Here is a 22811-nt window from a genome sequence, read left to right as displayed (position 1 = left end):
TGCTCATTGCGTCCCGGGCCCGGCCGTGTTGCCGGCACGTCTGAGCCGATGTTCCTCGGCGACGATGGCGGGGATCGTGGCGCTGACGACCGGCAGCACGATGCTCGCCACCGCAGCCCACGCCTGTCGGGCCGAGGAACTCGACCCCAACTGTGCGAACACGCCTCCCTGCCACAGGATCAGGGCCGCGCCCGCGACCGCGAGCGTGGACAGCAACGCGGTCGACCATCGACTGCGGCCGTCGGCCGGCGCGGCCGAGTGCCCGGAGATCCAGGCGCTTTGGTGGGCGAGACAGGCCAGCGTCGCGCGACGGTCGCGTTCGACGTATCGGGCGACGGCGACCGGCACGAGGTCGCGGGTTCCGGCCCGCAACACGGTACGCAGGGCCAGAACCGCGTCGTGCGTGGCCCACACGGGTGGGGATTCGGGGGCCGTGACACTGCACTTCCACGTACCGTTGGCCTGTTGCAGCGCGAGCAACCGACGGACCCCGTCCAGCATGATCGCCTCGTCGAGGCCGTGCCCCGCGAGGCTCAGCGCCGTCAACGCCCATGGCGTGCCGAAGTGCCGGTAGTCCATGCGGATCGAACGGGAGGGGTCGACGGAGGTGTTGGCCGTGGTCGACTCCCACGGCTCGTCCTTGAAGGCGTCGAACGTCTCGATCAAATGGTCGCAGCCGGCGACCACGGCCGGGTCGGTGGCCGGCGACTGGGCGGCGAGCAGGGCGACGATCGCGTAGCCCGTGTACGCGGCGGAGGGGGTCCCGTTGCTGTCGGTGGCGCGTGCGGACGCGCCCCAGCCGCCGTTGGGGCACTGTGCGTGGCGCAACCAGGAAACGCCCCTGGTCATGGCGTCCATCCGGCCGAAACCGGCCAGGGCCCGCACCGCGACAGTGGTCGGAAAGACCATCGACTGATCGTCCGCCGGCGACGACGACCAACCGCCGTCCGTGCGTTGCCGAGCCTCCAACCAGGCGATCCCTCGGGCGATCGTGGGATCCGCGGCCGAGCGGCCGGCTTCGCGCAGGGCCATCAGTGACGCGGCGGTGCTCTCGATGATCGACAGGCTGCTCTGGCCGCCGATCAGCGAACTACGCACCCGCCAACCGCCGTCCGGATTTTGTACGGCCTCGAGCGTTTGCGCCGGTCGGGTGACGAATTCCCCTTGGGCCCCGGCGTAGATGTGCGCGAGCAGGGCTTCGGCGGTGGACAGCACGCCGATGGATCGGCCGTCCTGGTACTGGTTCCATCCCCACTGGCCGTTCTCGATCGACAGGTGGCTGTCCAGGTAGGCGACGGACATCGTGAACGCGCGCTGGATCGACATCGTCAGGTCGGTGGCCGAGCCGGCCGCCCGGCACCAGTCGCGTGCCGTGACCAGGTGGGCCGCGTGGTCGATGTCGGTCCCCCGACCGGCCGCGTCCGCGAAGCTCAACACGCGCAACTGCCGGTCGCCGGGGAGCGTGACCTGCGCTGGCCGGACGGTGGCGACCGCGACGAGCACCACCGTGTCGTCGACACGTTCGCACGCGAGCAGGCCCACGTACGAGACGTCCACCCCCAGAATCCGTGACGCGTGGTTTTGGACGAGTGCGTCGAAACCGATCGTGCGGTCCGCGCCGGTGGCGGTGAGGTCCAGCCGCACGTACCCCAGACGGGATCCGTCGGCCCGGAACACGAACCAGTCGCCGTCCGGGGCGAGCAGGATGAGGTCGACCCGGGTCAACACGAGGCGTCCTCCGAGAATTCGACACCCTCCAAGTGCTCCAGCAGGAAGGTCAGTTGGCGGGCCAGGCAGGGCGGCGAGAACGGCGTGAGCGCGATTGCCGGGCCGGCCGGCAGGCCGCTCCGGGCGAAGACGTCGACGCTCGCGCGGCGGTCCCGTCCCTGAAGGACCAGGCTCGCGGTCGTGCGTGACGGGTCGCCCAGCACCCGGTGCAGCACGTCGGCCGAGAGTTCGTACTTGGTGCCGGCCGCCAGGTCGGCGTCGAAGACGCACAGCAGTCGGCGCGTACCTCGGGGGATCAGCGAGTACGAGGAGGAGTCGTCGGCGGAGTGGTACGCGTAGGCGTGGAACGGTTGCCCCGGTTCGGATCCTCGTTCGAGTCCCGGTTCCCTCGCCCGTTCGACCCCTGGTTCGATCCCCGGTTCGGCTCCGGGCGCGACCGAGGCCGGCATCACCGGATCCAGGGGAACGAACTGCTGGTAGCGGTAGCCTCCGGTGAGCAACAACGAGGAGAAGTCCCAACGGTGATTGTGCACATTGGCGGTGTCGTGCCGGGTCGCCTCGCGCATCCACCAGATGTGCAATCGCAACTGGTGATGCGGACCCGAGGCGAGGACGACCTTCGAGAAGCCGTTCGGATGGCGGTACGACTTCGCCGCGACGGCGGCCAATCCGGCCTCGCTTGCAAGGATCGTCCGCAGGAGTTCGCCGACGACTCGTCGCTGCTCGAACGGAGCGAGCGCGTCGGCGAGGGCGCCCCGGCGGCCGCACGCGTGCATCTCCTCCTGTTCGGCGAGGTTGGCGACCGAAGCCGCGGGATGCATGGCGGAGACCACGACTTCACCCTCGCGCGATGTCGGCGTTCGAGAACTGCGGAACTCCGGTGACTTCCCGATCGATGCGCAGGAAATCCGGCAGGACCACCTCTTGCCGTTCGTCGTCGAGTTGGATCTCCAGGATGCGACAGGCACGGGAAGCGGGTTCGCGAATGTCGTCGAGCTCGAACAACTGGCCACGCCACGTGAAGAACCAGCGTTCCTTCGTCACGGGTCGTCGACCGGGATCATGGCGTTCGCGCAATGCGTCGTACTGATCGCCGGTGATCTCCACCTCTTCGATCTCGCGCACTCCGGGGCGCAACGGCCTCAGGATGGTGTGGGCGTAGTGAACCGCCTCCTTGCCCTCCTTACGCCTGATTCGCTCCTCCGCGTGGGCGCTCACCTCGAGGTAGATCTGTTCGAGGTTCACCCGTTCCGCGGCGTCGAGGACCGGGTGCCGAAGGCTCCCCGAAGCGGCCAACAGGAACTTGCGCTCAATCTCGACGAGCACCGCGTCTCCCCCCGGACGGCGACGACATACGGCGGCCGCTACTCGGCGCCGTTCTCGGGCACCGCGTTGGTCGACCGCACCATCACTCGATGGTAGCGACCGGCCACGCGCCGTGGATCCCCTTTGCCGGATATTGCCCATCCGCCGGAACACGAGCGCCGAAACCCCTGGGGACGGCCCGCTTACGCGGCTGCGACGCACGCGAGGCTCTCGTCCGGGATTCGATCCGCGACGCCCCGGGCCGAACGGCCCCTGTGTCCGCGCGCCCGACAACCGGCTCCGGGGCTGCCTGCACCGCCCCGAACAGGCCCCACCCCGCCGACTGCCGCCCGGCCACCCCCTGGACCGCGGGCGAATAGCGACGGGCATTGCCGGGAGTTGCCGGTATTGGCCGAACGCCGGCACCGGCGGCGTGAGGCGATTTGCGCCCGGGTAACTGCGACCGGCAGCCAACGCGAAGAAGGAGCAGAAGTGACAAGTGCATTACGGGGGTTGGTCGCGGTCGCCTCGACACTGGCGGTGCTCGCCGGCATGTCCGGGTGTTCCGGTGGCGGCGGTTCGGCGAGCGGCTCCGGGAAGCTCACCGTGTGGCTCACCGTCGACGCCCAGGAGAGTTGGCCGGACCTGGTGAAGTCCGTCAACGATCGGTTCGAACAAGCGCATCCGGGCACGAACGTCACCGTCCAGTACCAGCAGTGGACCAGCAAGAACCTGAAACTGGACGCCGCCCTGGCCGGCCGCGACGTACCGGATGTCGTGGAGATGGGCAACAGCGAGACCGTCAACTACATCGTCAACAACGCCTTCGCGCCCGTCGACCCCGCGAAGTTCGACCACGCCGACCAATGGCTCGAAGCCCTTCGCAAACCCTGTGAGTACCACGGCAAGGTCTACTGCGTGCCGTACTACGTCGGCGCCCGGGTCGGCATCTACCGCACCGACCTCCTCCAACAGGTCGGCATCACGAAGGCACCCACCACCTACCCCGAGCTGATCGCCGGACTCGACGCGCTCAAGGCGAGGTTCGGCTCCAAGGACCGCGCCTTCTCCGCGCTCTACATGCCCGGTCGTTACTGGTACGCAGCGCTGGCCTTCATCAAGGACACCGGCGGCGAGATCGCCGTCGACAAGGATGGCCGCTGGCAGAGCACACTGTCCGACCCCCGGTCCGTCCAGGGGCTCCAGGCGTGGAAGGACCTGATCGACGCCTACTACGTGGGCGACCGCTCCAAGGACAACAGCGACGAGCCGGCCGTGGTCGGCCAGGGCAAGGTCGGGATGTTCTACGGCAACACCTGGGAGGCCGAAGCCGCCACCGACTCGAAGTCCGGCGGGAACCCGGAACTGAAGGGTCGTTTCGCCTCGTTCGCGTTCCCCGGCCCCTCCGGCGAACCGCTGCCGCCCTTCCTGGGCGGCTCCGAACTGGCCGTCCCCGTGAAGTCCGAGAAGCGGGAACTCGCCCAGGAATGGATTCGGCTCTTCACCGACCGGACGTCGCAACAACGCCTGATCCGGGCCAACACCCTGCCCAACAACACCGCGCAACTCGTCGACGTGGACGCGGAAGGCGTCAACGGACCCGCCGCCAAGGCCGCCACACGCGGCTGGGTCACCCCGCAGGCCCCCGGCTGGGCGGCCGTGGAAAAGGCCAACATCCTCCAGGAGATGTTGGAGGACATCGCCACCGGCAAACACTCGGTGAAGGACGCCACCAAGTCGGCGGACGGGCGGATCGATGCCGTCATCAACAAGAACTGAGGAGGCGGTGCGGCCCGCCGAGCCCCCGCCTTCACCCACACCCCCGCGCACGCGCCGACCTCCCGGCAGGCGGCGCATCGCGCGACGGGCCACCCCATACCTGCTGATCGCGCCCACGATCGCGACGTTGTTGCTGGTGCTGGGGTACCCGCTGCTCGACATGATCCTGCTTTCCTTCCAGGACATGACCCGCAAGGAGCTGTTCGCGGGCAGCTCCCCACCCTGGGTCGGCCCGGACCAATACCGGATGGTCCTGTCGGACCACTTCTTTTGGGTCGTGGTGGCCCGCACGGTGGCCTTCGCCGCGGTCTGCGCGACGCTGACCATGCTGTGCGGACTGGGATTCGCACTGCTGCTGCGTGAGGTCTCGCCCTGGGTGCGAACGGTGATGATCGGCGTCCTCGTCGCGGTGTGGGCCATGCCGTTCATGGTCGCCGCGTCGGTGTTCCGTTGGCTCTCCGACGCCGACTACGGCGTGATCAACTGGCTGCTCGGCCGGCTCACCGATTCGGACTTCCAGGGCCACAACTGGTTCGCCGACCCCTGGCAGGGCTTCGCCGTCATCGTCGCCGTCGTGGTCTGGGGAGCGATCCCGTTCGCCGCCATCACCCTGCACGCGGCGCTCGCCCAGGTGCCCGCCGAGTTGGAGGAGGCCGCGCGGGTCGACGGCGCCAGGGGACTGACACTCTTTAGGCATGTCACCTTCCCGATGATCAGACCGCTGTTCGTGGTGGTCGCGGCGCTGTCGACGATCTGGGATTTCGGCGCGTTCAGTCAGATCTGGCTGATGCGTGGCGGCCAGCCCGAGCGCGACTACTACCTGCTCGGCGTCTACTCCTTCATCGAGTCCTTCGCCGTCAACCGTTACAGCGCGGGAGCCGCCATCGCCGTCGTCACCGTCCTGCTGCTGCTCGTCGGCTCCGCGGTCTACCTGCGCCAGATCCTCCGGACGGGAGAAGTCGAATGAGCATCGACAGCCGCCGACGTCGACGCCGCCGCCGTGCCGACGCCGTCGGGCTGATCGCCGCCGCCGTCATGGTCTTTCCCGTGTACTGGATGGTCCTGACGGCCTTCCGGCCCGCGAGCCGAATCCTGAGCGTGCCGCCGCGGTTTCGGCCCGGCCCGTTCACGCTGGACAACTTCCGCCGGGCGATCGGCTCGGATACGTTCTGGGCCAACGTGCGCTCCAGCGTCGTCGTCGGCGCGGGGACGGTGTTGATCTCGTTGGTCATCGGCACGCTCGCCGCCTTCGCCGTCGCCCGTTTCGCCTTCGCCGGGCGGCGGGCGTTGATCCTCGTCCTGTTGGCCGTCCAGACGATCCCGCTCATCGCCCTCGTCATTCCCGTCTACCTGCTGCTCAACGACCTGGCGCTCACCGACACCCTGACCGGAGTGATCCTCACCTACCTCGCGTTCGCTCTCCCCTTCACGGTGTGGATGCTGCGCGGGTTCATCGTGGCCATCCCCCCGGAACTGGAGGAGGCCGCGATGGTGGACGGGTGCGGCCGACTCGGCGCCTTCCGGCGCGTCACCCTGCCGCTGCTCGCCCCCGGCCTGGTCGCCACCTCGATCTTCGGCCTGGTGCAGGCGTGGAACGAGTACGTCCTCGCGTACGTCCTCCTCTCGAGCAACGACAAGCGCACGCTGCCCGTGTGGCTGGTCTCCTTCCAGACGAGCTTCGGCACCGACTACGGCGGTCTCATGGCCGGCGCCACCCTGACCGCGTTGCCCGTCGTCGTCGCCTTCCTCCTCGTCCAACGCCGAATAGCGGCCGGCCTGGCCACAGGCGCCATCCGCGGCTGACCCACACGGCCCCCGATGCCGGCCGACCGCATCCACAACCACCGCGACGCCGGCGCATCCAGCCGATACGACAAGACCGCCACCATTCAGGAATCGGCCTGGACGGCGGCTGTGGTCTCGCGGAGTTCTCGCGCTGCGGCGAGTGCGGACGCGGCGGCTTTGCGGTCGGTCGGCGAGAGGGGTAGGCGGGTGAGTTCGTCCAGTTGTTCGCGGGCGCGGGCGAAGTCGTCGAGGCGGATGTGGAGTTCGGCGAGGTACGCGTGTGCCTCGGCTCGTCCGGCGGGTGTCGCGGCGGGGTCCTCGCGGGATATGGCGCCGGCGAGGATCCTGGCGGCCTGCGCGACGTCGCCGCGCGAGTCGGCCGATACGATCGCGTTCGCCAGTGCTGCCGCGAGTCTGCCCTCGGTGGCGGCCGGCTCATCCGTCGTGTCGGTGTGGTCGGGTGCGTCGGTCTTCGGTGCGTCCGGGCTGCGGACCACACGGATCCAGTTCCCCGCGGGGTCGATGAGGCTGAACCCGCTCAGGCCACCGTAGTTCTTGCGTGGGCGGGGTCGGGTGATGCGCGGGAATCCGGTGAGGGGGAGCCTGCCGTACCGCGTGCGCAGGCCGGCGGAGAACGCCTCGAACAGACCGCGGGTGTCCGGTGTGACCAGGAGGCAGGAGCCGTACGAGTCCTCCGGACGAAGGCCGGGAATGCCGTTGTAGTGCAGTTCGATGTCGCCGCGCCGCAGCGCGAGATAGGGGTTGGGGCGTATCTGCCGGTACGTCACCTCGAAGCCGAGGGGAAGAAGGAAGTCGCGGATCTCGTCGATCGAGGGACAGGGGAGGATGGGGACCATCCGTGCGTCGACCATGGCGGCGATTCAATCATCGGTGACGGCGAGCACGCACATGTCGACCGATGGCCGCGTACGGCTCGGCGCTTCGGGGGCGGCCCGTCGAGATCGTCGTGCCGATGCGCACCACCGAACCACTCCTGCCCGCACCGACCCTGACCGGGAGGCGTGCGCCGCCCACCGCGACGACGCACGCCTCCCCGGCGCCTCCGACCTCGCCTTCCACCCCCACCGCCCCGACAATCGGCAGCCGGTTGTTGTCCCGGCCGGGCCGCAGCGCGAGCGAACGGACCAGCTGCCGGGTTTCGCTTCCCAGAGACAGCAGCTGTCGGTTCACCGAGGTCAGGTCGGCGGCGAGCCGCTCGGCACTCTTTCGCACGTTGCTCGGATCGTCGTTCGGCACAGTTCCTCCAAGCGCGCCGGCTTTTTCTGGTGTGGTCATGGCTCCGAGCCTGGATCCTCTCCTCGGATCTCGGTGCGGTTCGACGGCGTCGAGGCCCGTGGGCGCACGGCCACGGGCGCACTGCTCCGTGGCGCTCCGGCCCGCGCCCGTCAGGCGCCGATGAGTCGGCTGATCACGGTGTACGGGCCGCTGGTGGGGAAGTTGAAGGGCTCGGTGATGAGGTACGCCCTTGCTGCCTCGTCCGTGTTGGGCCAGAGGGCGCAGTTCTGCGTGTAGCGGTAGTAGTCGCCGCCGTAGATCGCGCAGTACCAGAAGTACCTGTCGGCGCGGAGACGGATCTGGCGTTCCTTCCGGCTGCCCGGCACGATCTTGCGGGCCGTCTCGTCGTAGAGCATGACCTGCCACACGTAGGTGTCCGCGGCCAGGGCGATGTACCGCCCGTCGGTCTGGGCGTAGTCGTACGCGGTCGGCCACGCGGTCAGGTGGAGGGTCCGCTTGATCTCCGCTGTTCCGGCGGTGGCGGGCCCGATCGAGCCGACCACAAGAACGACCGCGGCCGACAGCACCGCCCCGGCCCTGGCCATGCCGCGCCGCGCGCGCCCGAAGAACCTCACGACACTTGCCTCCTCGTTGCCGTATCGGCTGGTTGGAATATCTGACGGAAGCCAGACGGGTTGTGGATCTCGGCCAAGAGCCAGGTCGATCCGCGCATCTGCGGTGGACACTCAGGTGCGCCGGCGGCGCGGAAGAAGCATGCCGACCAGGGCGATTGCCGCGGCCAGGCCTGCGGCGACAAGGAACACGAGGTCATAGCCGTCAGCCAGGGCGTTCGCCGAGTTGGCATCGGACGCATGGGCCGCCCGGGCGGCCGCGGCGGTGGCGAGCGCGGCAAGCCCGAGCGATCCGCCCACCTGGACGGCGGTGTTCGCCAGACCGCCGGCCGTACCCGCGTCCCCGCCCGCGACCCCGGCGGTGGCGGCAGCCATCAAGGTCGGGAAGGTCAGACCGATGCCGGCCGCGATCAGCAACGTCGGGCCGAGCACGTCCGCCAGGTAGCCGCTGTCCGCGCCGGCCCGGGACAGCAGGCCGAAGCCGACCACAAAGCACGCCGAGCCACCGAGGACCAACAGGCGCGCACCGACGCGCGGAAGCAGGGTCGCCGACTGTCGGGCAACCAGCATGAACGCAATGGCGGCCGGGGTCTGGCCGAGCCCGGCACGCAGGGCGCTGTAGTCGAGTACGTTTTGGAGGAACAGCGACGTGAAGTACCACATGGCGATGGTGATCCCGCCGAACAGCAAGAGCGTCAGGTTCCCGACGGCCACACCGCGGAGACCGAACAGCCGCAACGGAAGCATCGGTTGGGCGGCGAACCGGGCCTCGACGACGGTGAACACCGCCAGCAGGACCAGTCCGGCGGCGGTCGGCGCGACGACGTGCGCAGACGTCCAGCCGAATTCGGTGCCCTGCATGACACCGTAGATCAGCGCGGCGAGGCCGGCCGTACCGGTGACTGCGCCGGCCAGATCGAGCGACGTGCCGCGTTCGGCGCGTACGTCGGGCAGGACGGTCATCGCCACGGCGACGAGGACCGCGCCGATCGGCATGTTGATGAGGAAGACCCACCGCCACGACAGGCCCGTGGTGAGCGCGCCGCCCGTCAGCGCACCGGCCATCCCGCCGACACCGCCCGCGGCCGACCAGGCGCCGAACGCCCGGGCGCGGGCGTGTTCTTCGGTGAAAGTGGTGTTGAGGACGGCCAGAGTCGTCGGCGCCAGGACTGCGGCCCCGACACCCTGGGTGATGCGGGCGCCCACCAGGATTTCCGGAGTGCCGGCGAGGCCGCCGACCAGGCTCGCCGCGGAGAACACCGACAGCCCGGCGACGAGCATCCGGCGGTGGCCGAATACGTCGGCGGCACGGCCGCCGAGCAGCATGAAGCCCGCGAAGGTGAGCAGGTAGCCGTTCACCACCCAGGCCAGCCCGGTCGAGGTGAAGCCGAGGTCGCGACGGACGGACGGCAGCGCCACGTTCACGATCGACGCGTCCAGGATGACCATGAACTGGCACGCGCAGGCCAGGGCCAGGATCAGCCGGACGGGGCCGGAGCGGGGTGCGGTGGCTGCGGATTCGGTGGTTGTGGTGGTCATGGCTTCCCCTTGTGGCAGACGCAGGCTCATGCGGCGCGGGTAGCGGGCGTGCCGCCGTCACGCGGTGCGTCGGCGGTGATGTCACGGCCTGCGAGGAGCCGGTCGGTGATGGCGACCAGGCGGCGGCCCTGGTAGGCGGCCGCGGCCGGCGCCGCATCGTCGGGAACCTCCCCGGACGGGCCTGTGACGGCGGAAGTGCCATAGGGGTTGCCGCCCGCCGCATAGACGGTGGGGTCGGTGAATCCGGGCGGCACGATCAGCGCGCCCCAATGGTAGAAGACGTTGCTCAGCGACAAGATCGTCGCCTCGCTGCCGCCGTGCCGGTTGTACGCCGACGTGAAGGCGGTCACGGGCTTGTCCGCCAGACCGCCCTCGTGCCACAGGCCGCCGGCTTGGTCGAGGAACTGCTTGAGCTGTGCGGCGGGTGCCCCGAATCGGCTGGGCGTGCCGAACGCGAACGCATCGGCCCAGGCCAGGTCGTCGATCGCGGCTTCGGGGATGGACGCGGTGGCATCGGTGTGGCTGCGCCACAGCGGGTTCTCGTCGATCGAGCTGTCGGGTGCGAGCTCGGCGGCTCGGCGCAGGCGCACGTCCGCTCCGGCCGCGGCGGCGGCGTCCGCGAGGGCCTTGGCGAGAGCGTGCACCGAACCGGTGGCGCTGTAGTAGACGACGGCGATCTTGGCGGTCATGTCCGGCTCCTGGGCAAGACGAGGGCAGGTGACGGCGCGCGGCGGCCCGTGAAGGCGTGCGGCAGCCAGAACCGCCCTCGGGGTGGTGCATCGAGTGCTTACGCGCATAAGATTATCTGCATAATGTTATGCGCCTAAGTATTTCGTCAAGGAGGAGGACCGTGGACTTCGCACAAGCCGATGCCCTCAACCAGGCCATCCGACTGTTGAGCCTGCGGCACCGGGCCCGGGCCGCGGCGCTGATCGCGCCGCTCGGACTGCACCCCGGCCAGGAAGCGCTTCTGCTCGAACTCGCCCGCACCGGCCCGCGCATCCAGGCCCAGTTGAGTGAGGCGCTCGGAGTGGAGCCGCCGAGTGTCACGCTGATGGCCCGCAAGCTGGAAGCGTCGGGGTACATCCGTCGCACGCAGGCCCCTTCCGACAAGCGCGCGAGCATCGTCGAGTTGACCGACAGCGGCCGGGAAATCGCCGAGCAGGTCAAGGAGTTGTGGCGCAAGCTCGGCGAGGAGACGGTGGCAGGGATCGCCGAGGCGACGGTGGCCGAGCTGCCCCGCGTACTCGCGGCCATGACGGCCAACGTCGACGCGCGTCGCGCCGGCACGGGTGCGTCATGAACCTCGGACGGCAACGAAGTGCCGGCTTCGAAGTGCAGCCCGACCAGCCCGGACGCCCCACCGATCGCCCCACACGAACAGCCGGGCGGGCTCTCCCGGCGGCCCAGGAGGCTCCGCCGACATGGCACCAGAACTGCGGCGCCCTCCGCTCCAAGCGGACGAACGTACCGTGATCATCGGCCGGCTTGACCTGCAGCGGCAGATCTTGCGCTGGACATGCGAGGGTTTGAGCGATGCGGACGCGCACCGCTCGCCCATCCCGACGTCACCACTCATGACGATCACCGGCCTTGTCTCCCACATGCGCTGGACCGAGCACATGTGGCTGGAGGTGCTGTTCCTCTGCGGTGACGCGAGGCGGAACCCGTCCTTCGACGAGTCCACCGACGACGCCGACCGGCGCACCGACGGCCGCCCGCTCGCCGAACTCCTCGCGGAGTATGAAGCCCAGTGCGCCCGCGGCAACGAGATCGCCGCCGAGGCGTCCCTCGACGACATCGGCCGCCACGCCGGGTTCCACTCCGGCGGCGCCAACCTCCGCTGGATGCTGATCCACCTCGTCGAGGAAACCGGCCGCCACGCCGGACACGCCGACATCGTCCGCGAACTGCTCGACGCAACGAAGGGCCACTCCTGAGTCACGCCGGCCGGCCCTGACGGTCCCGGCAGCCGCGAGAGGGCGCCGGACTCGTCCGCAAGACGCTGCGTCGGCGCTCTCCCGGCGGCTTCGCCCCGGTAGCCCCCTTCGTCGCCGTCCACCAGCACAGGCCGCCCAGCGGGTGTCGGAGCGCACGGTGTGGCGCCGGCCGGCCGATGCCACCACACCCGCCACCGCCGCCCACCCGGATGCCCGCCACAACGACCGCTTCGAGATCACCCCACCCCTCCGGGTGCCGCCGGCCTACCGGCACGGCAACGCCTGCTCGATCCACCGCGAACTCGTGACCCGCGTCCGTGGGGTCACCGGTGCGGGGAGGCCGGCCGGCGACCCCGCCTCGCCCACATCACCACCGAACCGCCCGGGCGGCATGCCGCTCCCGGGCGCCGCGCCATCGGCCGCCGTGCCGTTGCCGGAGCCGCTCCCCTCGCGACGTTCCTGCGCGCACTTCGCCGGGATCCGACGCCGGGGGAGCGATCGACTACCGCAAGGACCCCGAAGCCGCCCGAGCGCCGGACGTGTTCGCCAAACACCCCCACGCCCAGCGCAACCACGTCCGGGCAGCCGACCACGCCGGGCCCCACCACGCGTGACCGCCGACGACGACCTCGTCCACCCGTACGTCACCCGGTTCATCGACTGCGCGACCAAGGCGATCACCGGCGTCGCCGTCACCCCCGGCCACCCCACGCGGGCCTGTGTCCCGGCCGCGTTGCGCTCCGCGATCGTGCACACCGATCCGTACGGGCCCTTCGCCGGCCCGCCCGAGCACGTGCGCTTCGACCGCGGCCGGGACTTCCTCTCCCGCACCCTGACCACCGCGCTGAACGCCCTGGACGCCGACACCACCGTGCCCGTCCTGGCGCCCTACGGCCCCCACCTGAAAGGCGGCACGAAGTCGACCTGTAGGTCAAGCTCACCTCCGGCAGAGGCTTTGCGGCTTACCGGGCGTTGAGCCACCGGGCCGGACGTTTCGGCGATCGCACACTGTTGTCGACCGTTATGGAAGGGTTCAGTGTGCGGCGTCCAGTTTGGCGCGCTGCTCTCCGGTCAACTCCAGGTCCACGGCCGCCAGACTCTCCTCCAGTTGCGCCACCGAGGATGCGCCGACCAGGGGGATGACCGGTATCTCGCCGCCGATGAGCCAGGACAGCACCACCTGGTTGGGGGTGGCGCCGGTTTCGTCGGCCACCTGGTGCAGCGCCGCGAGGCGGGCGGGCGTGCCCGCATGGTCGAAGCCGGCGTCCAGGGGCTTGTCCCGGCGTACGTAGGCGCCGCCCAGCAGCGGGGAGTAGGCGACCAGCGCGAGGCCGGGCTCGGCTCGCACATAGCTGAGCAGGTCACCGGAGATCGTGCCGATCTCCCCGTCGGGGGAGCGCCTGCCGGGCAGGTCGCCCCGTCGCCGCAGGTAGCTGTGGTGGTACTGGAGAACCTCGTAGCCGGGCACGCCGGCGGCTGTGGCCAGGTTCCTGGCCCGCTCCACGCTCCACGCCCAGTGGTTGCTGGCACCCAGCAGGTCGACCGTGCCGTCTGCGACCAGTGCGCCGAACGCCTCGACGATCTCCTGCCACGGCGCGTCGGGGAACCCGATGTGCGCATACAACAGGTCCAGCCTCTCCACGCCGAGGCGCTCGCGGCTGGCGGCCGAGGCCTCGCGGATCACCTTGGCGTTCACCCCCTCGACGCCGTCCGAGGGGACCAGCCTGCTGGTGGAGCCGGTCGGCTCGGTGGTGGCGGTCGGCCGGCCGCCGAGCTTGGTGGCGATGGTGATCTCCTCTCCGATACCGCGGCTGCGCCGCCAACGGCCGAGCAGTGCCTCGCTTTCCCCGCCTTGACTGCCGGTGTTCCAGTACGCGTAGTTGTTCGCGGTGTCGATGAACGTGCCGCCCGCCTCGACATACCGATCGAGAATTGCGAACGACGTCTCCTCGTCGATGGTCGTCCCGAACAACATCGCGCCGAGACTGAGCACGCTCACCTCACGCCGCGTCGCCGGGTCGGCGCCGATGGTGCGGTATTTCACGGGAGTTCCCTCTCATTCGGCCTGGCCGGTGGCAGCGTAAACGGCACTTCCGCAACGCGCTCCGTGCGCTGACACATTGCTCCGGCGCCCAACTCCGGAGAGGTCGACCGCAACCCAGGCCGCCCGGACCGGAGTCCGGAGCAGCCCGCACCACGCGACAGCGCGTGGATCCGGCTCGAAGGCCGGAACACGTGGCGGCGACTTTCATGTTGATGATCGTCACGTGGCCGTACCGCGGCGGCGTAGAAGATTCTTGTGCACATTCACTCACCCGGGCCGGCCGGTCTCAGCATCGCCCGGACCGCGCTGGGCACCTGTCCCGTGTGCTGTCGGAACACGCGGGTCAGGTGGGCCTGGTCGGCGAAGCCGTAGGTGGCGGCCAGCGTCCGCAGTGAGGAGTGTCCGTCGGCGAGGTCTTCGGCCACGGCGCGGACCCGTAGCCGGTTGCGGTAGTGGTTGAGGGTCTGCCCGGTGACCCGGTGGAACACCCTGCTGAGGTGGAAGGGGGAGCAGCCCACCTGGCGGCCGAGTTCCTCCAGGCTCACCGTCAGCGGTCCATCGATCAGCACCGCCCGCGTGTGTTCGACCAGCCTGCGGTGCGCCTGAACAGTGGCCGCGCGCCGCCCGGTCCGTGCCGGAGTGTGCGGGGTGGGGGCTGTGGTGAGCAGGTGATGCACCCGCTCGGCGACCTCGAAGCGGTCGATCCCGGCCCGGCAGGCGGAGACCAGCCGCCGGTGGGCCAGATCGAGCGCGGCGGTAACCGGTACGACAGGATCGCGGGCCGGTGGTGGGAGGAGGTCACCGTAGACGTCCTGGCCGAGATCGAGCATCGTGCTGATGTCGCGGGTGTGGGCCGGGTGGGCGAAGGCCACATCATCGCCTTGGCGGAGCACGAATCCCGTGACCGGGTCGGTGAACTCCTCACGGCCGTTGACCCGCGCCAAGAACCCGCCGGAGCGGACCAACAGCATCCGCGTGACCCCGGCTTCGGGCTCGGAAACCAGGATCGGCGGACGAAACGACCGCCGATCGTCACAACACGTGATCTCGACAATGTCGAGGGACGAATCCTCCGCCAGAGGACGTCTGATTCCCGGCCCGCCCTCCAGGGTCTCCCGACACATCGCGGCCACCCGCCCCGGACCCTCGATCACCTCGGCGTCACCCACGGAACCACACAGCAAGGGCCCACCCGGCCGTATTCCCCCGCAGTACCCTCGCCCGCCGACCATCGTGTTCGCCGCCGCCCGGCCGTGGTCGAGGCGTGGGAGGTGCAGGCACAGGTCGGTTCCGGCGAGGACGCCGGCGGAGGTGAAGACGCCCGTGTGCTCGACATGGAGTTCCGCTTCGCGGATCGTGACCGACGGATGACGCTCCCGCAGCAGACCGGCCCAGTACCAGCGGGTGGTGGCACTGCGGCCGTCCAGGATTCCGGCGGCGGCCTGCTCGCGGGCGCGGTGCCGCCCGAGATCGACGAGGTGCCGGCGAAGACCTACCCGGTCCTCGTCGGCGACGGAATCCCCACCGCGTTGCCCGGCATCGGTTCCCCGAAACAAGTGCGGGAGATCCGCCAAAAGGTCGAGTCCCGGACCTTCCCCGAGCCCTACGACGTGCGCAGGATCACGACCTGACCACGCAGCCGCGCAGCCGCGCTGCCTTGCGCCGGTCAGGGCAGGAACTCGGACGGCGATGATGTCCTCGACGGGGCGGGACGGCCCCATGGAAGAGGGACACTGAAGATGTAGCGGCACCGCACCCGGCGCCGCCGGGTGCGGTGGGCCGCAGGAGGTTCTCATGCCTGACACCGAGGTGCGCAGCAAGCACCGGCCTCACGACGACCACCACGGAATGCACTCGCCCCCGCGCGTGGTGGTGCGGGAAAGCGACATGCGCCCGTCCGACGAAGACGCCACATCGGAGCAGACCGCCCACGCCTACGAGACGTCGCAGGCCGAAGGTGACCGCACCGAGGACGAGGACGAAGACGGCTGACCGATCGGATCGGCAGGCCCGGCCGCGGCCGGATCGGCAGGAGGCCGCACGGTCTTCGGGAGCGCCGGCGCGGCCGGGAGACCGATGAGGGACCCACCGTGGCCACCGCCACGGCGGTCCGAATCATCCCGCTCACCGAGACCAACACCGCCACGCCGGCCCCGGCCTCGCAGTTGCGCGCAACCGCTCCAGGCGATCGGCACGATATTCCTGAAACTCGGCTGTTGTGGGCAAATCACTTCGAAAGGAGGAATTACACGCCAAACAGGTAGAACCCCCACGAAGCAGACTCTCAGCGAAACATCACTCACGGACAGCGACGCCCCGCTCTGCGCCGTACACGCGGACCGCAGACCACCCCACGGGGTTACGACACGTGATCGGACGACCGGCGAGCCGACCCGCACACACGCACGGACCACGAAAACCCCGCCCGGCGACACGAACCGCCACGCAGGGTCGGAGGCACGGCGGAACACACCCCCGATGGCGCCCTTGCCTGTCATGGCGCCGGCAGGCATTCACCCGCCGCATCCCAGAGCGGCACGACGTCCACTCGGTTGTGCCGGCAGAACTTCAACCACTGACAACAACTTCGCCGAAACACCGACACCTTCGCGACCGGGCTACGCGGCACTCCCCACTCCTGTGACGGGGCAGCCCGCCCCGATATCGGGACGGGCTGCTCGCCCTACGGGGAGTCCGGGAGAACGGTGTCGAAGACCAGGCACACGGCACTCGTGTACGCGCCGCGTTCGGTGGCGCTCGGACGCGCGGCGGTGATCCTGAGTTCGGCTCCCACACCCGGGGTTGCCTCGGCCTCGTTCACGACCTCCTGTGGGACGCCCGTCAGTGTGACGCCGTTGAGTGTGGTGGTCAGCGGGATGTTCTGCGACCCGTGGCGCCGATCGGACTCAGCATCGGCTACAGCCTGACCAACGCCAACCCGCTCAATGCGCCGCGCCGTTGGGTGGCCTGGACAACTACCGGATGCTGCTGCACGACCAGCAGTTCCTGACCACGCTGCGGGTCACCGCGATCCTCACCCTGATCGTGGTGATCCTCCCCAACGTGCCGGGGCTGCTGATCGCGCTCCTGCTGGACAAGCGCGGCCGCTTCCACAACGCGATGCGCAGCGTGTTCTTCACACCGATGATCCTCGGTTCGGTGGCCGTCAGCGTCATCCGGACCGTCTGCTCGACGCGGCGGTCCGTCCGGTCAACCAGGTGCTGGGCGCGGTCTTCGCACTGATGTTCCTGGCGACGCCTCCCGTGCTCGTGTTCTACCTCGCCCTGCAGAAGCACTTCATCAAGGGTCTGACGGGAGGAGCAACGAAAGGCTGACCGACGGGTGACCGGCGCTCCTGCGCACGGTGACCGCGGTCCGGGTCCGGGCTCGGACCCCCGACGGGTGGACACCGCAGGATCCCACTCGGATCTGCGCGCTTGTGCTCCGAATGTTCACTTATTGATCAACAGCCCGCTTCCTGCTGCCTCCTCCCCAGGCGCCGAGACGTCGTTAGCGTGCCGACCCGTCCACACGAGTCGACACGGAAACGGCGGTTCCATGACTTCCTCCGACAATGCCTCCCACCTCGGACGGCGCAGGTTCCTCCAACTCGGCGGCGCGGGAGCGGCCGCGACGGCCGGGGCGACGATGTTCCCCCCGGCCATCGCCAAGGCAATGGCACTGCCCGCGATTTCGCGTACCCGTTCCATTCAGGACGTCAAGCACGTGGTGATCCTGATGCAGGAGAACCGCTCCTTCGACCACTACTACGGCACCCTGCGCGGCGTCCGTGGTTTCGCCGACCCGCGCCCGGCGCTGTTGCCGAACGGGAAGTCCGTCTTCCACCAGCCGACCGTCGAGACGAAGACGAGCCGCTACCACGACCGCGGGCTTCCCGCCGGTGAGACCGAAGTGCTGCCCTGGTACATCGACCCGCGCAACACCACGGAGAACCAGGCCGGCACCGACCACGGCTGGAGCAGCGGGCACCTCGCCGTCAACCAGGGCCGTCAGGACCAGTGGGTGAACCAGAAGCAGGACGTCCTGACCATGGGCCACCTCAAGCGTCAGGACCTGGAGTACCACTTCGCTCTCGCCGAGGCGTTCACCGTCTGCGACGCGTACTTCTGCTCGGTCCACGCCGACACCGCGCCCAACCGCATCTACCTGTGGACGGGCACCATGGACCCGCGCAACGTCTACGGGAAAACCAAGCTCAACGGCCCCGGCACCGGCGAACGCAACGACACCAACGGCTACACCTGGACCACCTACCCCGAACTGCTCGAACAGGCCGGGATCGGTTGGAAGTTGTACCAGGGTGGCAGCGGAATCCCGGGCACTCCGACCGACAACTACACCGACAACTCGCTGATGTTCTTCGAGCAGTTCCAGATCGCCGAAGGCGCCAGGGGCCCGCTCGTGGACAAGGGCGCCTCGAACCACACACTCGCCGAGTTCGCCGCCGACGTAAAGTCCGGCACGCTCCCGGCGGTCACTTGGATCGTCCCGCCCTACAAGTACAGCGAACACCCCGCCGCCTCACCGACCGACGGCGCCTACTACATCAACCTGGTACTGGAGGCCTTGACAGCCAACCCGGAGGTGTGGGGCAGCACCGCGCTGTTTCTCAACTACGACGAGAACGACGGCCTGTATGACCACATCGTGCCGCCCATGCCACCCCTGCACAGCGCGCCCGGGGGCGAGGGAATGGTCTCCGAGAGCCTGCGCGCCTCCCTGGCCGACGAGTTCCTGGACCTGGACGTGCACCACGGTGAGATGAGCCCGCTCGTGCCGGGCGCGGACCCCGGCGGCAAGCAGCCGATAGGCCTGGGCCCCCGGGTGCCGATGACGGTCATCTCGCCTTGGTCACGCGGCGGTTACGTCTGCTCGGAGACCTTCGACCATACGTCGGTGCTGCGTTTCCTGGAGCAGCGCTTCGGCATTCGCTCGCCCTACATCAGTGACTGGCGCCGCTCGGTCTGCGGCGACCTCACCTCCGCGTTCGACTTCACCGGGAAGGACGCCACGCCGCCGCACTTCCCGGTGCCCGCGCCGATCCAGGGGCTGGGCAAGCCGTACCAGGTGGCCGTTCCCCAGCGGATGCCGACACAGGAACCGGGCGTCCGGCCCGCCCGCCCGCTGGGCTACCGGACACTGGTCAACGAGGATCACCGACAGGCCGACGTCTTCGCGCTCAAGCTGGAGAACCACGGTCGCCTCGGCGCCGCGTTGTACATCTACGACCGGCTTCAGCCGCAGGCCGCGCCCCGCCGCTACACGGTCGCCGCAAACGACACGCTGCGCGACCACTGGCAGCTGGGTGCGGGCGACCGCTACCAACTGTCGGCCTACGGCCCCAACGGCAGTCTGTACGAATTCGCCGGCACCGGTCTGGACGGGCTCACGGTGAACTTCTCCGAAGAGAACGGCAACCAGGTCCGGGTCACGGTGAAGAACCGCAGCAAGGACCGCCGCATCGTCCGCCTGGCCAACGCGTACCAGCCCGGCGGCCGGGGAACGACCGCGAAGGTCCTTCCCGCGAACGGCGAGTTCGAGTTCCGCTGGCAGACAGGCAAGCAGGCCAACTGGTACGACGTCTCGGTGACCGTCGCCGAGGACCCGTCCTTCAACCGCCGCTACGCCGGACACCTTGAGAACGGCCGCGCCGGCACCAGCGACCCCGGCCCCAACGCGAGCTGAACTCCGCCCGCGGGCGTGCGGAGTCACACCCACACGCCCGCGGGCAGCCGCGACATCCCGAACGCGTCGCCCGTCCGCGACGGCACCACCACCGACACCCAGTGCTTCACCTACGACGGCCACCGCCGCCCCAAGGAAGCCTGGCCCTTGGGCCGCCCGCCGCACGACCGCGCACGACCCACCCCAGACCCGTCCCGCGTGACCTCGCCCGACAGGCCGCCCACCTGATCGACCCCACCCACGACTGGCCCCACCGGCGGCTTCCCGGCGAACCGGCCCTGATCGACGACGTGTTCGCCGCCCGCCGCACGGCCCTGCACACCTACCGCACCCTCCTGGACGCCGAACCCCACGCCCGCCCCGACCACGACACCGCCCTCGACGCCTTCCTCCACGCCCACCTCGCCCGAGACACCCGCATCCCCGACCATCCGGACCCACACGCCGACGTCATGCGCCTGGCCCGGGCCACCGCGCTCGATCCCCGCCGCAATGCGACACGCCCGTGACCAAGGCGCTCCCCGAGCAACCGGCGGACGCCCACCGCCGACACCTTCCGCCCGCCGACAGTCCGCAGGAGACCCGACTGCACCTGTCGATCCTCGACTTCCGTGCCCGCGGCCACGCACGGTCGCCTTCGGCCATCCGGTCACGGAACTCGCTCAACACCGCAGTCGTGCCGGCGACAGACCGCGACGCCCGTCGACGGGATACCACTCGTTGGCTTGTGGTCGCAGCCTGCGGGCTGCCTCCCTGACAAATCGCGGCCCGGGCCCGCTCCTTCGGGCATGCGCTGATCGCCGATCCCGTGTCCCGCCGGGCCCGATGGATACGGTGGGCTCATGGAACGTCGACGCTGGGACATCGATCAACGCTTCACCGGTATCGCCTCGGGCCGGGCCCTGGCGCCCGACGTGGAGCGGCTCGCCGCGGTGCTGACCCGGGAGGGCTGGGTGACCGAGGATCCCGACGCCCATCTCCTGCCGCATCTGCAGCGGGCGTGCGAGGAGTCCGGTTCACCCTGGCGCCTGCGCGGTGCACGACTGTGCGAAGACGGCGTCTACGAAGTCGATGTCGAGGCCACTGCCGAGTCGGCGACACCGGACCTTCCCATCCGCGACGCGATCACACTCCTGGCGCCGGTCGCCGAGGCGTCCTTCGCGGTCCGCCAGGTCGACCGGAACACCGTGGAGTGCGTGACCGGCATGCTCGACGGGGACGGTGACTACGCTGCCCACGGACACCTGATCCGCCTGCGCCTTCACACCTGAAACGAGACCACCCCTCGTCCGGGGGCCGGCCGGAACACGTCATTGCGGGTTCGGGAAGAGTCCTTCCCGGAAGACCCGGAAGACCCGGAAGACCCGGAAGACCCGGAAGACCCGGTAGCGGTAGGAGCCGACGCGGCCACACGGGTCTCGTCCGGGTCGAAGTCCTGATCGAACGAGTTGTTTTCGCGGCCGACGGTGGTGAGCGAGAACGCGGCGGAGCCGGCGCTCGCGGTCACCGGCGGCGAACGCACCCTGCTTTTCGGCCGCCCGTGCGGGTCGCGCCCAAGAGCGGCAGCCTGGTCGGCGTGTATCCACAACAAGATCGGCGCGATCTCCCACCCCGACGGCCGCGGATACGCCGAAGCCGTCTTCACCCCCTCCCGGCCGGGCTCGGACGACGCCGCGATCACCCGGGCCATCGGCACCGTCACCGCACGGGCCGTCCGCCGCGCTGCGGAACGCAAGCGTGTGAAAGCCCGGCCGGCGCCGGCTTCGGGCGAGTCCCTCGGGGATCTCCGACAAGCTCCGACGGCGTAGCCGAAGTGGGGCAACCACCCACACCCACGGATCAACCAGAGGTACGTCACCAAGTGGCCGACCGACACCGGGAAGGAGCAAAGCTCAAAGACCTGTGGATCGGCCCGGGGTGGGTGCCTCGCGGGATGTGGAGGGCGTCTTCCCGGTTGATCGACTCAAGGTCACCGAGTGGGCCCGCGTTCGAGTACCGGCTGGGAAGGCACGTCCGTGCTCGGCGTAGTCAACGAAGACGGCACTACCGAGACGGGCTCCCTGTTGGACGACATCGTTCGGGAGGGTGCCCGGCGGTTGCTCGCGGCGGCTCTGGAAGCCGAAGTCAGCCAGTACACAGCCGAGTCGGCCGAGCAGCGGGCGGAAACCGGCCTTCGTCCGGTGGCCCGCAACGGCCACCACCGTGAGCGGGCGGTGGCCACGGCTGCGGGGCCGGTCATCGTGGTGACCTCGTGCCCGCGATGGAGCAGTTCCCGGGCTCGGCGGCCGGTCTCTCGCCGGCGACGGTGACCCGGCTGACGCGGCAGTGGCAGGACGACCACACCGCCTTCCGGGACCGCGACCCCTCCGGCACGGACTACGTCTACGTGTGGGCCGACGGTATCCATCCCAAAATCCGCCTCGGTCAGGCCCGCTCCTGCATCCGGGTCCTGATGGGCGTCCGCCCGGACGGCCGCAAGGAACTCGTCGCGTCGGCCGAGGGACTGCGGGAGTCCACCGAGTCCTGGGCGGACCTGCTGCGGGACTGCCGCCGACGCGGGATGCGCGACCCCGAGCTCGTCGTCGGCGACGGCGCAATGGGTCCGTGGAGGGCCCCGGCGGAGATCTTTGCGCAGGCCAGGCGCCAAAGGTGCTGGATTCACAAAACCCGCAACGTCATGAACACACTGCCGAAGTCCGCGCAGCCGACGCCTTCGACGTGTCGGCCGCGGTCGAACCCTGTGCGAGCAGGTCCAGCAGCGGCTCCGGATCGGCGCGCAGGGCCTTTGCCAACGCCACCACCGTGCTCGGTGAGGGCACCGCCCGGCCGTTCAACGCCTGACTCACGGTGGTACGCCCCAGCCCCGACCGCGCCCGCAGTGCGTCCACCGAGAGCCCGCGCTCCGCACATAACCGACGCAAACGCTCAGCCAGTCGCCCCAACGGATTCTCGACCGATCCCGCCACCCCAACGCTCCCAGACCGTGATCGCTCACGTTCGACTTCGTTCGCCCGAACCCCGGCGAACACCCCACCGAAGACGGTGTGTCCACGCATCCCTACCACTCTCGGGACTCACACGATGGACACTTCCCTCACTCGCCTGACCCTGCTACTC

Annotated in this window: 24 protein-coding genes and 2 pseudogenes; 14 read left to right on the top strand and 12 right to left on the bottom strand. The window is 69.6% G+C overall.

Annotated elements, in window-relative coordinates:
* Window positions 1–3: 3 nt before the first annotated feature.
* From ACFXKZ_RS14530 to ACFXKZ_RS14520, 3 genes are read right to left on the bottom strand one after another with little or no spacing between them, the layout of a single operon-like run.
* On the bottom strand, window positions 4–1728 hold the full coding sequence (locus tag ACFXKZ_RS14530; RefSeq protein ID WP_380000169.1) for a prenyltransferase/squalene oxidase repeat-containing protein: 1725 nt from the start codon (window positions 1726–1728) through the stop codon (window positions 4–6).
* Window positions 1722–2561, bottom strand: a complete 840-nt coding sequence (locus ACFXKZ_RS14525; protein ID WP_380000167.1) for a hypothetical protein — start codon at window positions 2559–2561, stop codon at window positions 1722–1724. The genes ACFXKZ_RS14530 and ACFXKZ_RS14525 overlap by 7 nt, the downstream gene beginning before the upstream one ends.
* Window positions 2562–2565: 4 nt before the next feature.
* Window positions 2566–3054, bottom strand: a complete 489-nt coding sequence (locus ACFXKZ_RS14520) for a hypothetical protein (RefSeq protein ID WP_380000165.1) — start codon at window positions 3052–3054, stop codon at window positions 2566–2568.
* Window positions 3055–3525: 471 nt separating this feature from the next.
* Here ACFXKZ_RS14520 and ACFXKZ_RS14515 point away from each other — a divergent pair, with 471 nt between their 5' ends.
* Genes ACFXKZ_RS14515 through ACFXKZ_RS14505 form a run of 3 tightly spaced genes read left to right on the top strand, consistent with a single transcriptional unit; the run spans window position 3526 to window position 6615 of the window.
* Complete coding sequence (locus ACFXKZ_RS14515; RefSeq protein ID WP_380000163.1) at window positions 3526–4812, top strand: extracellular solute-binding protein; 1287 nt, start codon at window positions 3526–3528, stop codon at window positions 4810–4812.
* Complete coding sequence (locus ACFXKZ_RS14510) at window positions 4790–5779, top strand: carbohydrate ABC transporter permease (protein ID WP_380000161.1); 990 nt, start codon at window positions 4790–4792, stop codon at window positions 5777–5779. The genes ACFXKZ_RS14515 and ACFXKZ_RS14510 overlap by 23 nt, the downstream gene beginning before the upstream one ends.
* On the top strand, window positions 5776–6615 hold the full coding sequence (locus tag ACFXKZ_RS14505; RefSeq protein ID WP_380000160.1) for a carbohydrate ABC transporter permease: 840 nt from the start codon (window positions 5776–5778) through the stop codon (window positions 6613–6615). Before ACFXKZ_RS14510 ends, ACFXKZ_RS14505 begins: the two co-directional genes overlap by 4 nt.
* 86 nt (window positions 6616–6701) lie before the next feature.
* Here ACFXKZ_RS14505 and ACFXKZ_RS14500 read toward each other — a convergent pair whose 3' ends face one another.
* The 5 genes from ACFXKZ_RS14500 to wrbA form a co-directional block, all read right to left on the bottom strand.
* The gene (locus ACFXKZ_RS14500) at window positions 6702–7469 is read right to left on the bottom strand and encodes a VOC family protein (protein WP_380000159.1); all 768 of its coding nucleotides are present in this window, start codon (window positions 7467–7469) and stop codon (window positions 6702–6704) included.
* Between the two features lie 13 nt (window positions 7470–7482).
* Entirely contained in the window at window positions 7483–7893 is a 411-nt protein-coding gene (locus tag ACFXKZ_RS14495) for a hypothetical protein (RefSeq protein ID WP_380000157.1), read from the bottom strand.
* A gap of 110 nt (window positions 7894–8003) precedes the next feature.
* Window positions 8004–8468: a hypothetical protein gene (locus ACFXKZ_RS14490; protein ID WP_380000155.1), complete on the bottom strand. Its 465-nt coding sequence runs from the start codon at window positions 8466–8468 to the stop codon at window positions 8004–8006.
* A gap of 111 nt (window positions 8469–8579) precedes the next feature.
* Window positions 8580–10004, bottom strand: a complete 1425-nt coding sequence (locus ACFXKZ_RS14485) for an MFS transporter (protein ID WP_380000153.1) — start codon at window positions 10002–10004, stop codon at window positions 8580–8582.
* 26 nt (window positions 10005–10030) lie between these two features.
* Window positions 10031–10693 (bottom strand): NAD(P)H:quinone oxidoreductase, encoded by a 663-nt coding sequence (gene wrbA, locus ACFXKZ_RS14480; RefSeq protein WP_380000150.1) that lies wholly within the window; start codon window positions 10691–10693, stop codon window positions 10031–10033.
* A 161-nt stretch (window positions 10694–10854) separates the two neighbouring features.
* Here wrbA and ACFXKZ_RS14475 point away from each other — a divergent pair, with 161 nt between their 5' ends.
* The 3 genes from ACFXKZ_RS14475 to ACFXKZ_RS14465 all read left to right on the top strand — a co-directional run bounded on the left by ACFXKZ_RS14475 (window position 10855) and on the right by ACFXKZ_RS14465 (window position 12920).
* Window positions 10855–11307 carry a MarR family winged helix-turn-helix transcriptional regulator gene (locus ACFXKZ_RS14475; protein WP_380000148.1) on the top strand — a complete coding sequence of 151 codons (453 nt, stop codon included), beginning with the start codon at window positions 10855–10857 and terminating at the stop codon, window positions 11305–11307.
* Window positions 11308–11428: 121 nt separating this feature from the next.
* The gene (locus ACFXKZ_RS14470) at window positions 11429–11944 is read left to right on the top strand and encodes a DinB family protein (protein ID WP_380000146.1); all 516 of its coding nucleotides are present in this window, start codon (window positions 11429–11431) and stop codon (window positions 11942–11944) included.
* Window positions 11945–12554: 610 nt separating this feature from the next.
* Entirely contained in the window at window positions 12555–12920 is a 366-nt protein-coding gene (locus ACFXKZ_RS14465) for a hypothetical protein (protein WP_380000144.1), read from the top strand.
* 57 nt (window positions 12921–12977) lie between these two features.
* Here the strand turns inward: ACFXKZ_RS14465 and ACFXKZ_RS14460 are convergent, their stop codons facing one another.
* The gene (locus ACFXKZ_RS14460) at window positions 12978–13988 is read right to left on the bottom strand and encodes an aldo/keto reductase (RefSeq protein WP_380000141.1); all 1011 of its coding nucleotides are present in this window, start codon (window positions 13986–13988) and stop codon (window positions 12978–12980) included.
* A gap of 263 nt (window positions 13989–14251) precedes the next feature.
* A complete protein-coding gene (locus ACFXKZ_RS14455) occupies window positions 14252–15157 on the bottom strand; it encodes a helix-turn-helix transcriptional regulator (RefSeq protein WP_380000139.1) in 906 nt (301 codons plus the stop codon).
* A gap of 102 nt (window positions 15158–15259) precedes the next feature.
* On the opposite strand from ACFXKZ_RS14455, the gene ACFXKZ_RS14450 reads away from it, so the two are divergent.
* Both ACFXKZ_RS14450 and ACFXKZ_RS14445 read left to right on the top strand, forming a co-directional pair.
* Window positions 15260–15619, top strand: coding sequence for a hypothetical protein (locus ACFXKZ_RS14450; RefSeq protein ID WP_380000138.1), 360 nt, complete (start codon window positions 15260–15262; stop codon window positions 15617–15619).
* 163 nt (window positions 15620–15782) lie between these two features.
* Entirely contained in the window at window positions 15783–15980 is a 198-nt protein-coding gene (locus ACFXKZ_RS14445) for a hypothetical protein (RefSeq protein ID WP_380000136.1), read from the top strand.
* 691 nt (window positions 15981–16671) lie between these two features.
* On the opposite strand, the gene ACFXKZ_RS14440 is transcribed toward ACFXKZ_RS14445, so the two are convergent.
* Window positions 16672–16809, bottom strand: a complete 138-nt coding sequence (locus ACFXKZ_RS14440) for a hypothetical protein (protein WP_380000134.1) — start codon at window positions 16807–16809, stop codon at window positions 16672–16674.
* A gap of 137 nt (window positions 16810–16946) precedes the next feature.
* Between ACFXKZ_RS14440 and ACFXKZ_RS14435 the strand changes: the two genes are divergently transcribed.
* The 6 genes and pseudogenes from ACFXKZ_RS14435 to ACFXKZ_RS14410 all read left to right on the top strand — a co-directional run.
* Window positions 16947–17231 (top strand): carbohydrate ABC transporter permease, encoded by a 285-nt coding sequence (locus ACFXKZ_RS14435; protein ID WP_380000132.1) that lies wholly within the window; start codon window positions 16947–16949, stop codon window positions 17229–17231.
* Window positions 17213–17323 (top strand): annotated as a pseudogene (locus ACFXKZ_RS14430) (carbohydrate ABC transporter permease); the annotation flags it as partial. The gene ACFXKZ_RS14435 and the pseudogene ACFXKZ_RS14430, both read left to right, overlap by 19 nt.
* Before the next feature lie 223 nt (window positions 17324–17546).
* Window positions 17547–19694, top strand: a complete 2148-nt coding sequence (locus tag ACFXKZ_RS14425) for a phosphocholine-specific phospholipase C (protein ID WP_380000130.1) — start codon at window positions 17547–17549, stop codon at window positions 19692–19694.
* A gap of 101 nt (window positions 19695–19795) precedes the next feature.
* A complete protein-coding gene (locus tag ACFXKZ_RS14420) occupies window positions 19796–20203 on the top strand; it encodes a hypothetical protein (protein ID WP_380000128.1) in 408 nt (135 codons plus the stop codon).
* 333 nt (window positions 20204–20536) lie between these two features.
* Window positions 20537–20965: a hypothetical protein gene (locus ACFXKZ_RS14415; RefSeq protein WP_380000126.1), complete on the top strand. Its 429-nt coding sequence runs from the start codon at window positions 20537–20539 to the stop codon at window positions 20963–20965.
* Window positions 20966–21709: 744 nt separating this feature from the next.
* Window positions 21710–22401, top strand: a pseudogene (locus ACFXKZ_RS14410) (transposase); the annotation flags it as partial.
* Here ACFXKZ_RS14410 and ACFXKZ_RS14405 read toward each other — a convergent pair.
* Window positions 22370–22750 carry a helix-turn-helix domain-containing protein gene (locus ACFXKZ_RS14405; protein WP_380000124.1) on the bottom strand — a complete coding sequence of 127 codons (381 nt, stop codon included), beginning with the start codon at window positions 22748–22750 and terminating at the stop codon, window positions 22370–22372. The pseudogene ACFXKZ_RS14410 and the gene ACFXKZ_RS14405 sit on opposite strands and share 32 nt — an antisense overlap.
* Window positions 22751–22811 lie beyond the last annotated feature (61 nt).

It is taken from the genome of Embleya sp. NPDC059237, from assembly GCF_042754105.1.
Classification (GTDB): Bacteria; Actinomycetota; Actinomycetes; order Streptomycetales; family Streptomycetaceae; genus Embleya.
The sequence above is the reverse complement of the archived record's forward strand: the minus strand, read 5'-3'. Positions and strand labels throughout refer to the sequence as shown.

Coding starts and splice junctions, on each gene's coding strand:
- ACFXKZ_RS14510 (WP_380000161.1), top strand. CDS start 4,790: ATGCCGTCATCAACAAGAACTGAGGAGGCGGTGCGGCCCGCCGAGCCC.
- ACFXKZ_RS14505 (WP_380000160.1), top strand. CDS start 5,776: ATGAGCATCGACAGCCGCCGACGTCGACGCCGCCGCCGTGCCGACGCC.
- ACFXKZ_RS14500 (WP_380000159.1), bottom strand. CDS start 7,469: ATGGTCGACGCACGGATGGTCCCCATCCTCCCCTGTCCCTCGATCGAC.
- ACFXKZ_RS14495 (WP_380000157.1), bottom strand. CDS start 7,893: ATGACCACACCAGAAAAAGCCGGCGCGCTTGGAGGAACTGTGCCGAAC.
- ACFXKZ_RS14485 (WP_380000153.1), bottom strand. CDS start 10,004: ATGACCACCACAACCACCGAATCCGCAGCCACCGCACCCCGCTCCGGC.
- wrbA (WP_380000150.1), bottom strand. CDS start 10,693: ATGACCGCCAAGATCGCCGTCGTCTACTACAGCGCCACCGGTTCGGTG.
- ACFXKZ_RS14470 (WP_380000146.1), top strand. CDS start 11,429: ATGGCACCAGAACTGCGGCGCCCTCCGCTCCAAGCGGACGAACGTACC.
- ACFXKZ_RS14445 (WP_380000136.1), top strand. CDS start 15,783: ATGCCTGACACCGAGGTGCGCAGCAAGCACCGGCCTCACGACGACCAC.
- ACFXKZ_RS14425 (WP_380000130.1), top strand. CDS start 17,547: ATGACTTCCTCCGACAATGCCTCCCACCTCGGACGGCGCAGGTTCCTC.
- ACFXKZ_RS14415 (WP_380000126.1), top strand. CDS start 20,537: ATGGAACGTCGACGCTGGGACATCGATCAACGCTTCACCGGTATCGCC.
- ACFXKZ_RS14405 (WP_380000124.1), bottom strand. CDS start 22,750: ATGCGTGGACACACCGTCTTCGGTGGGGTGTTCGCCGGGGTTCGGGCG.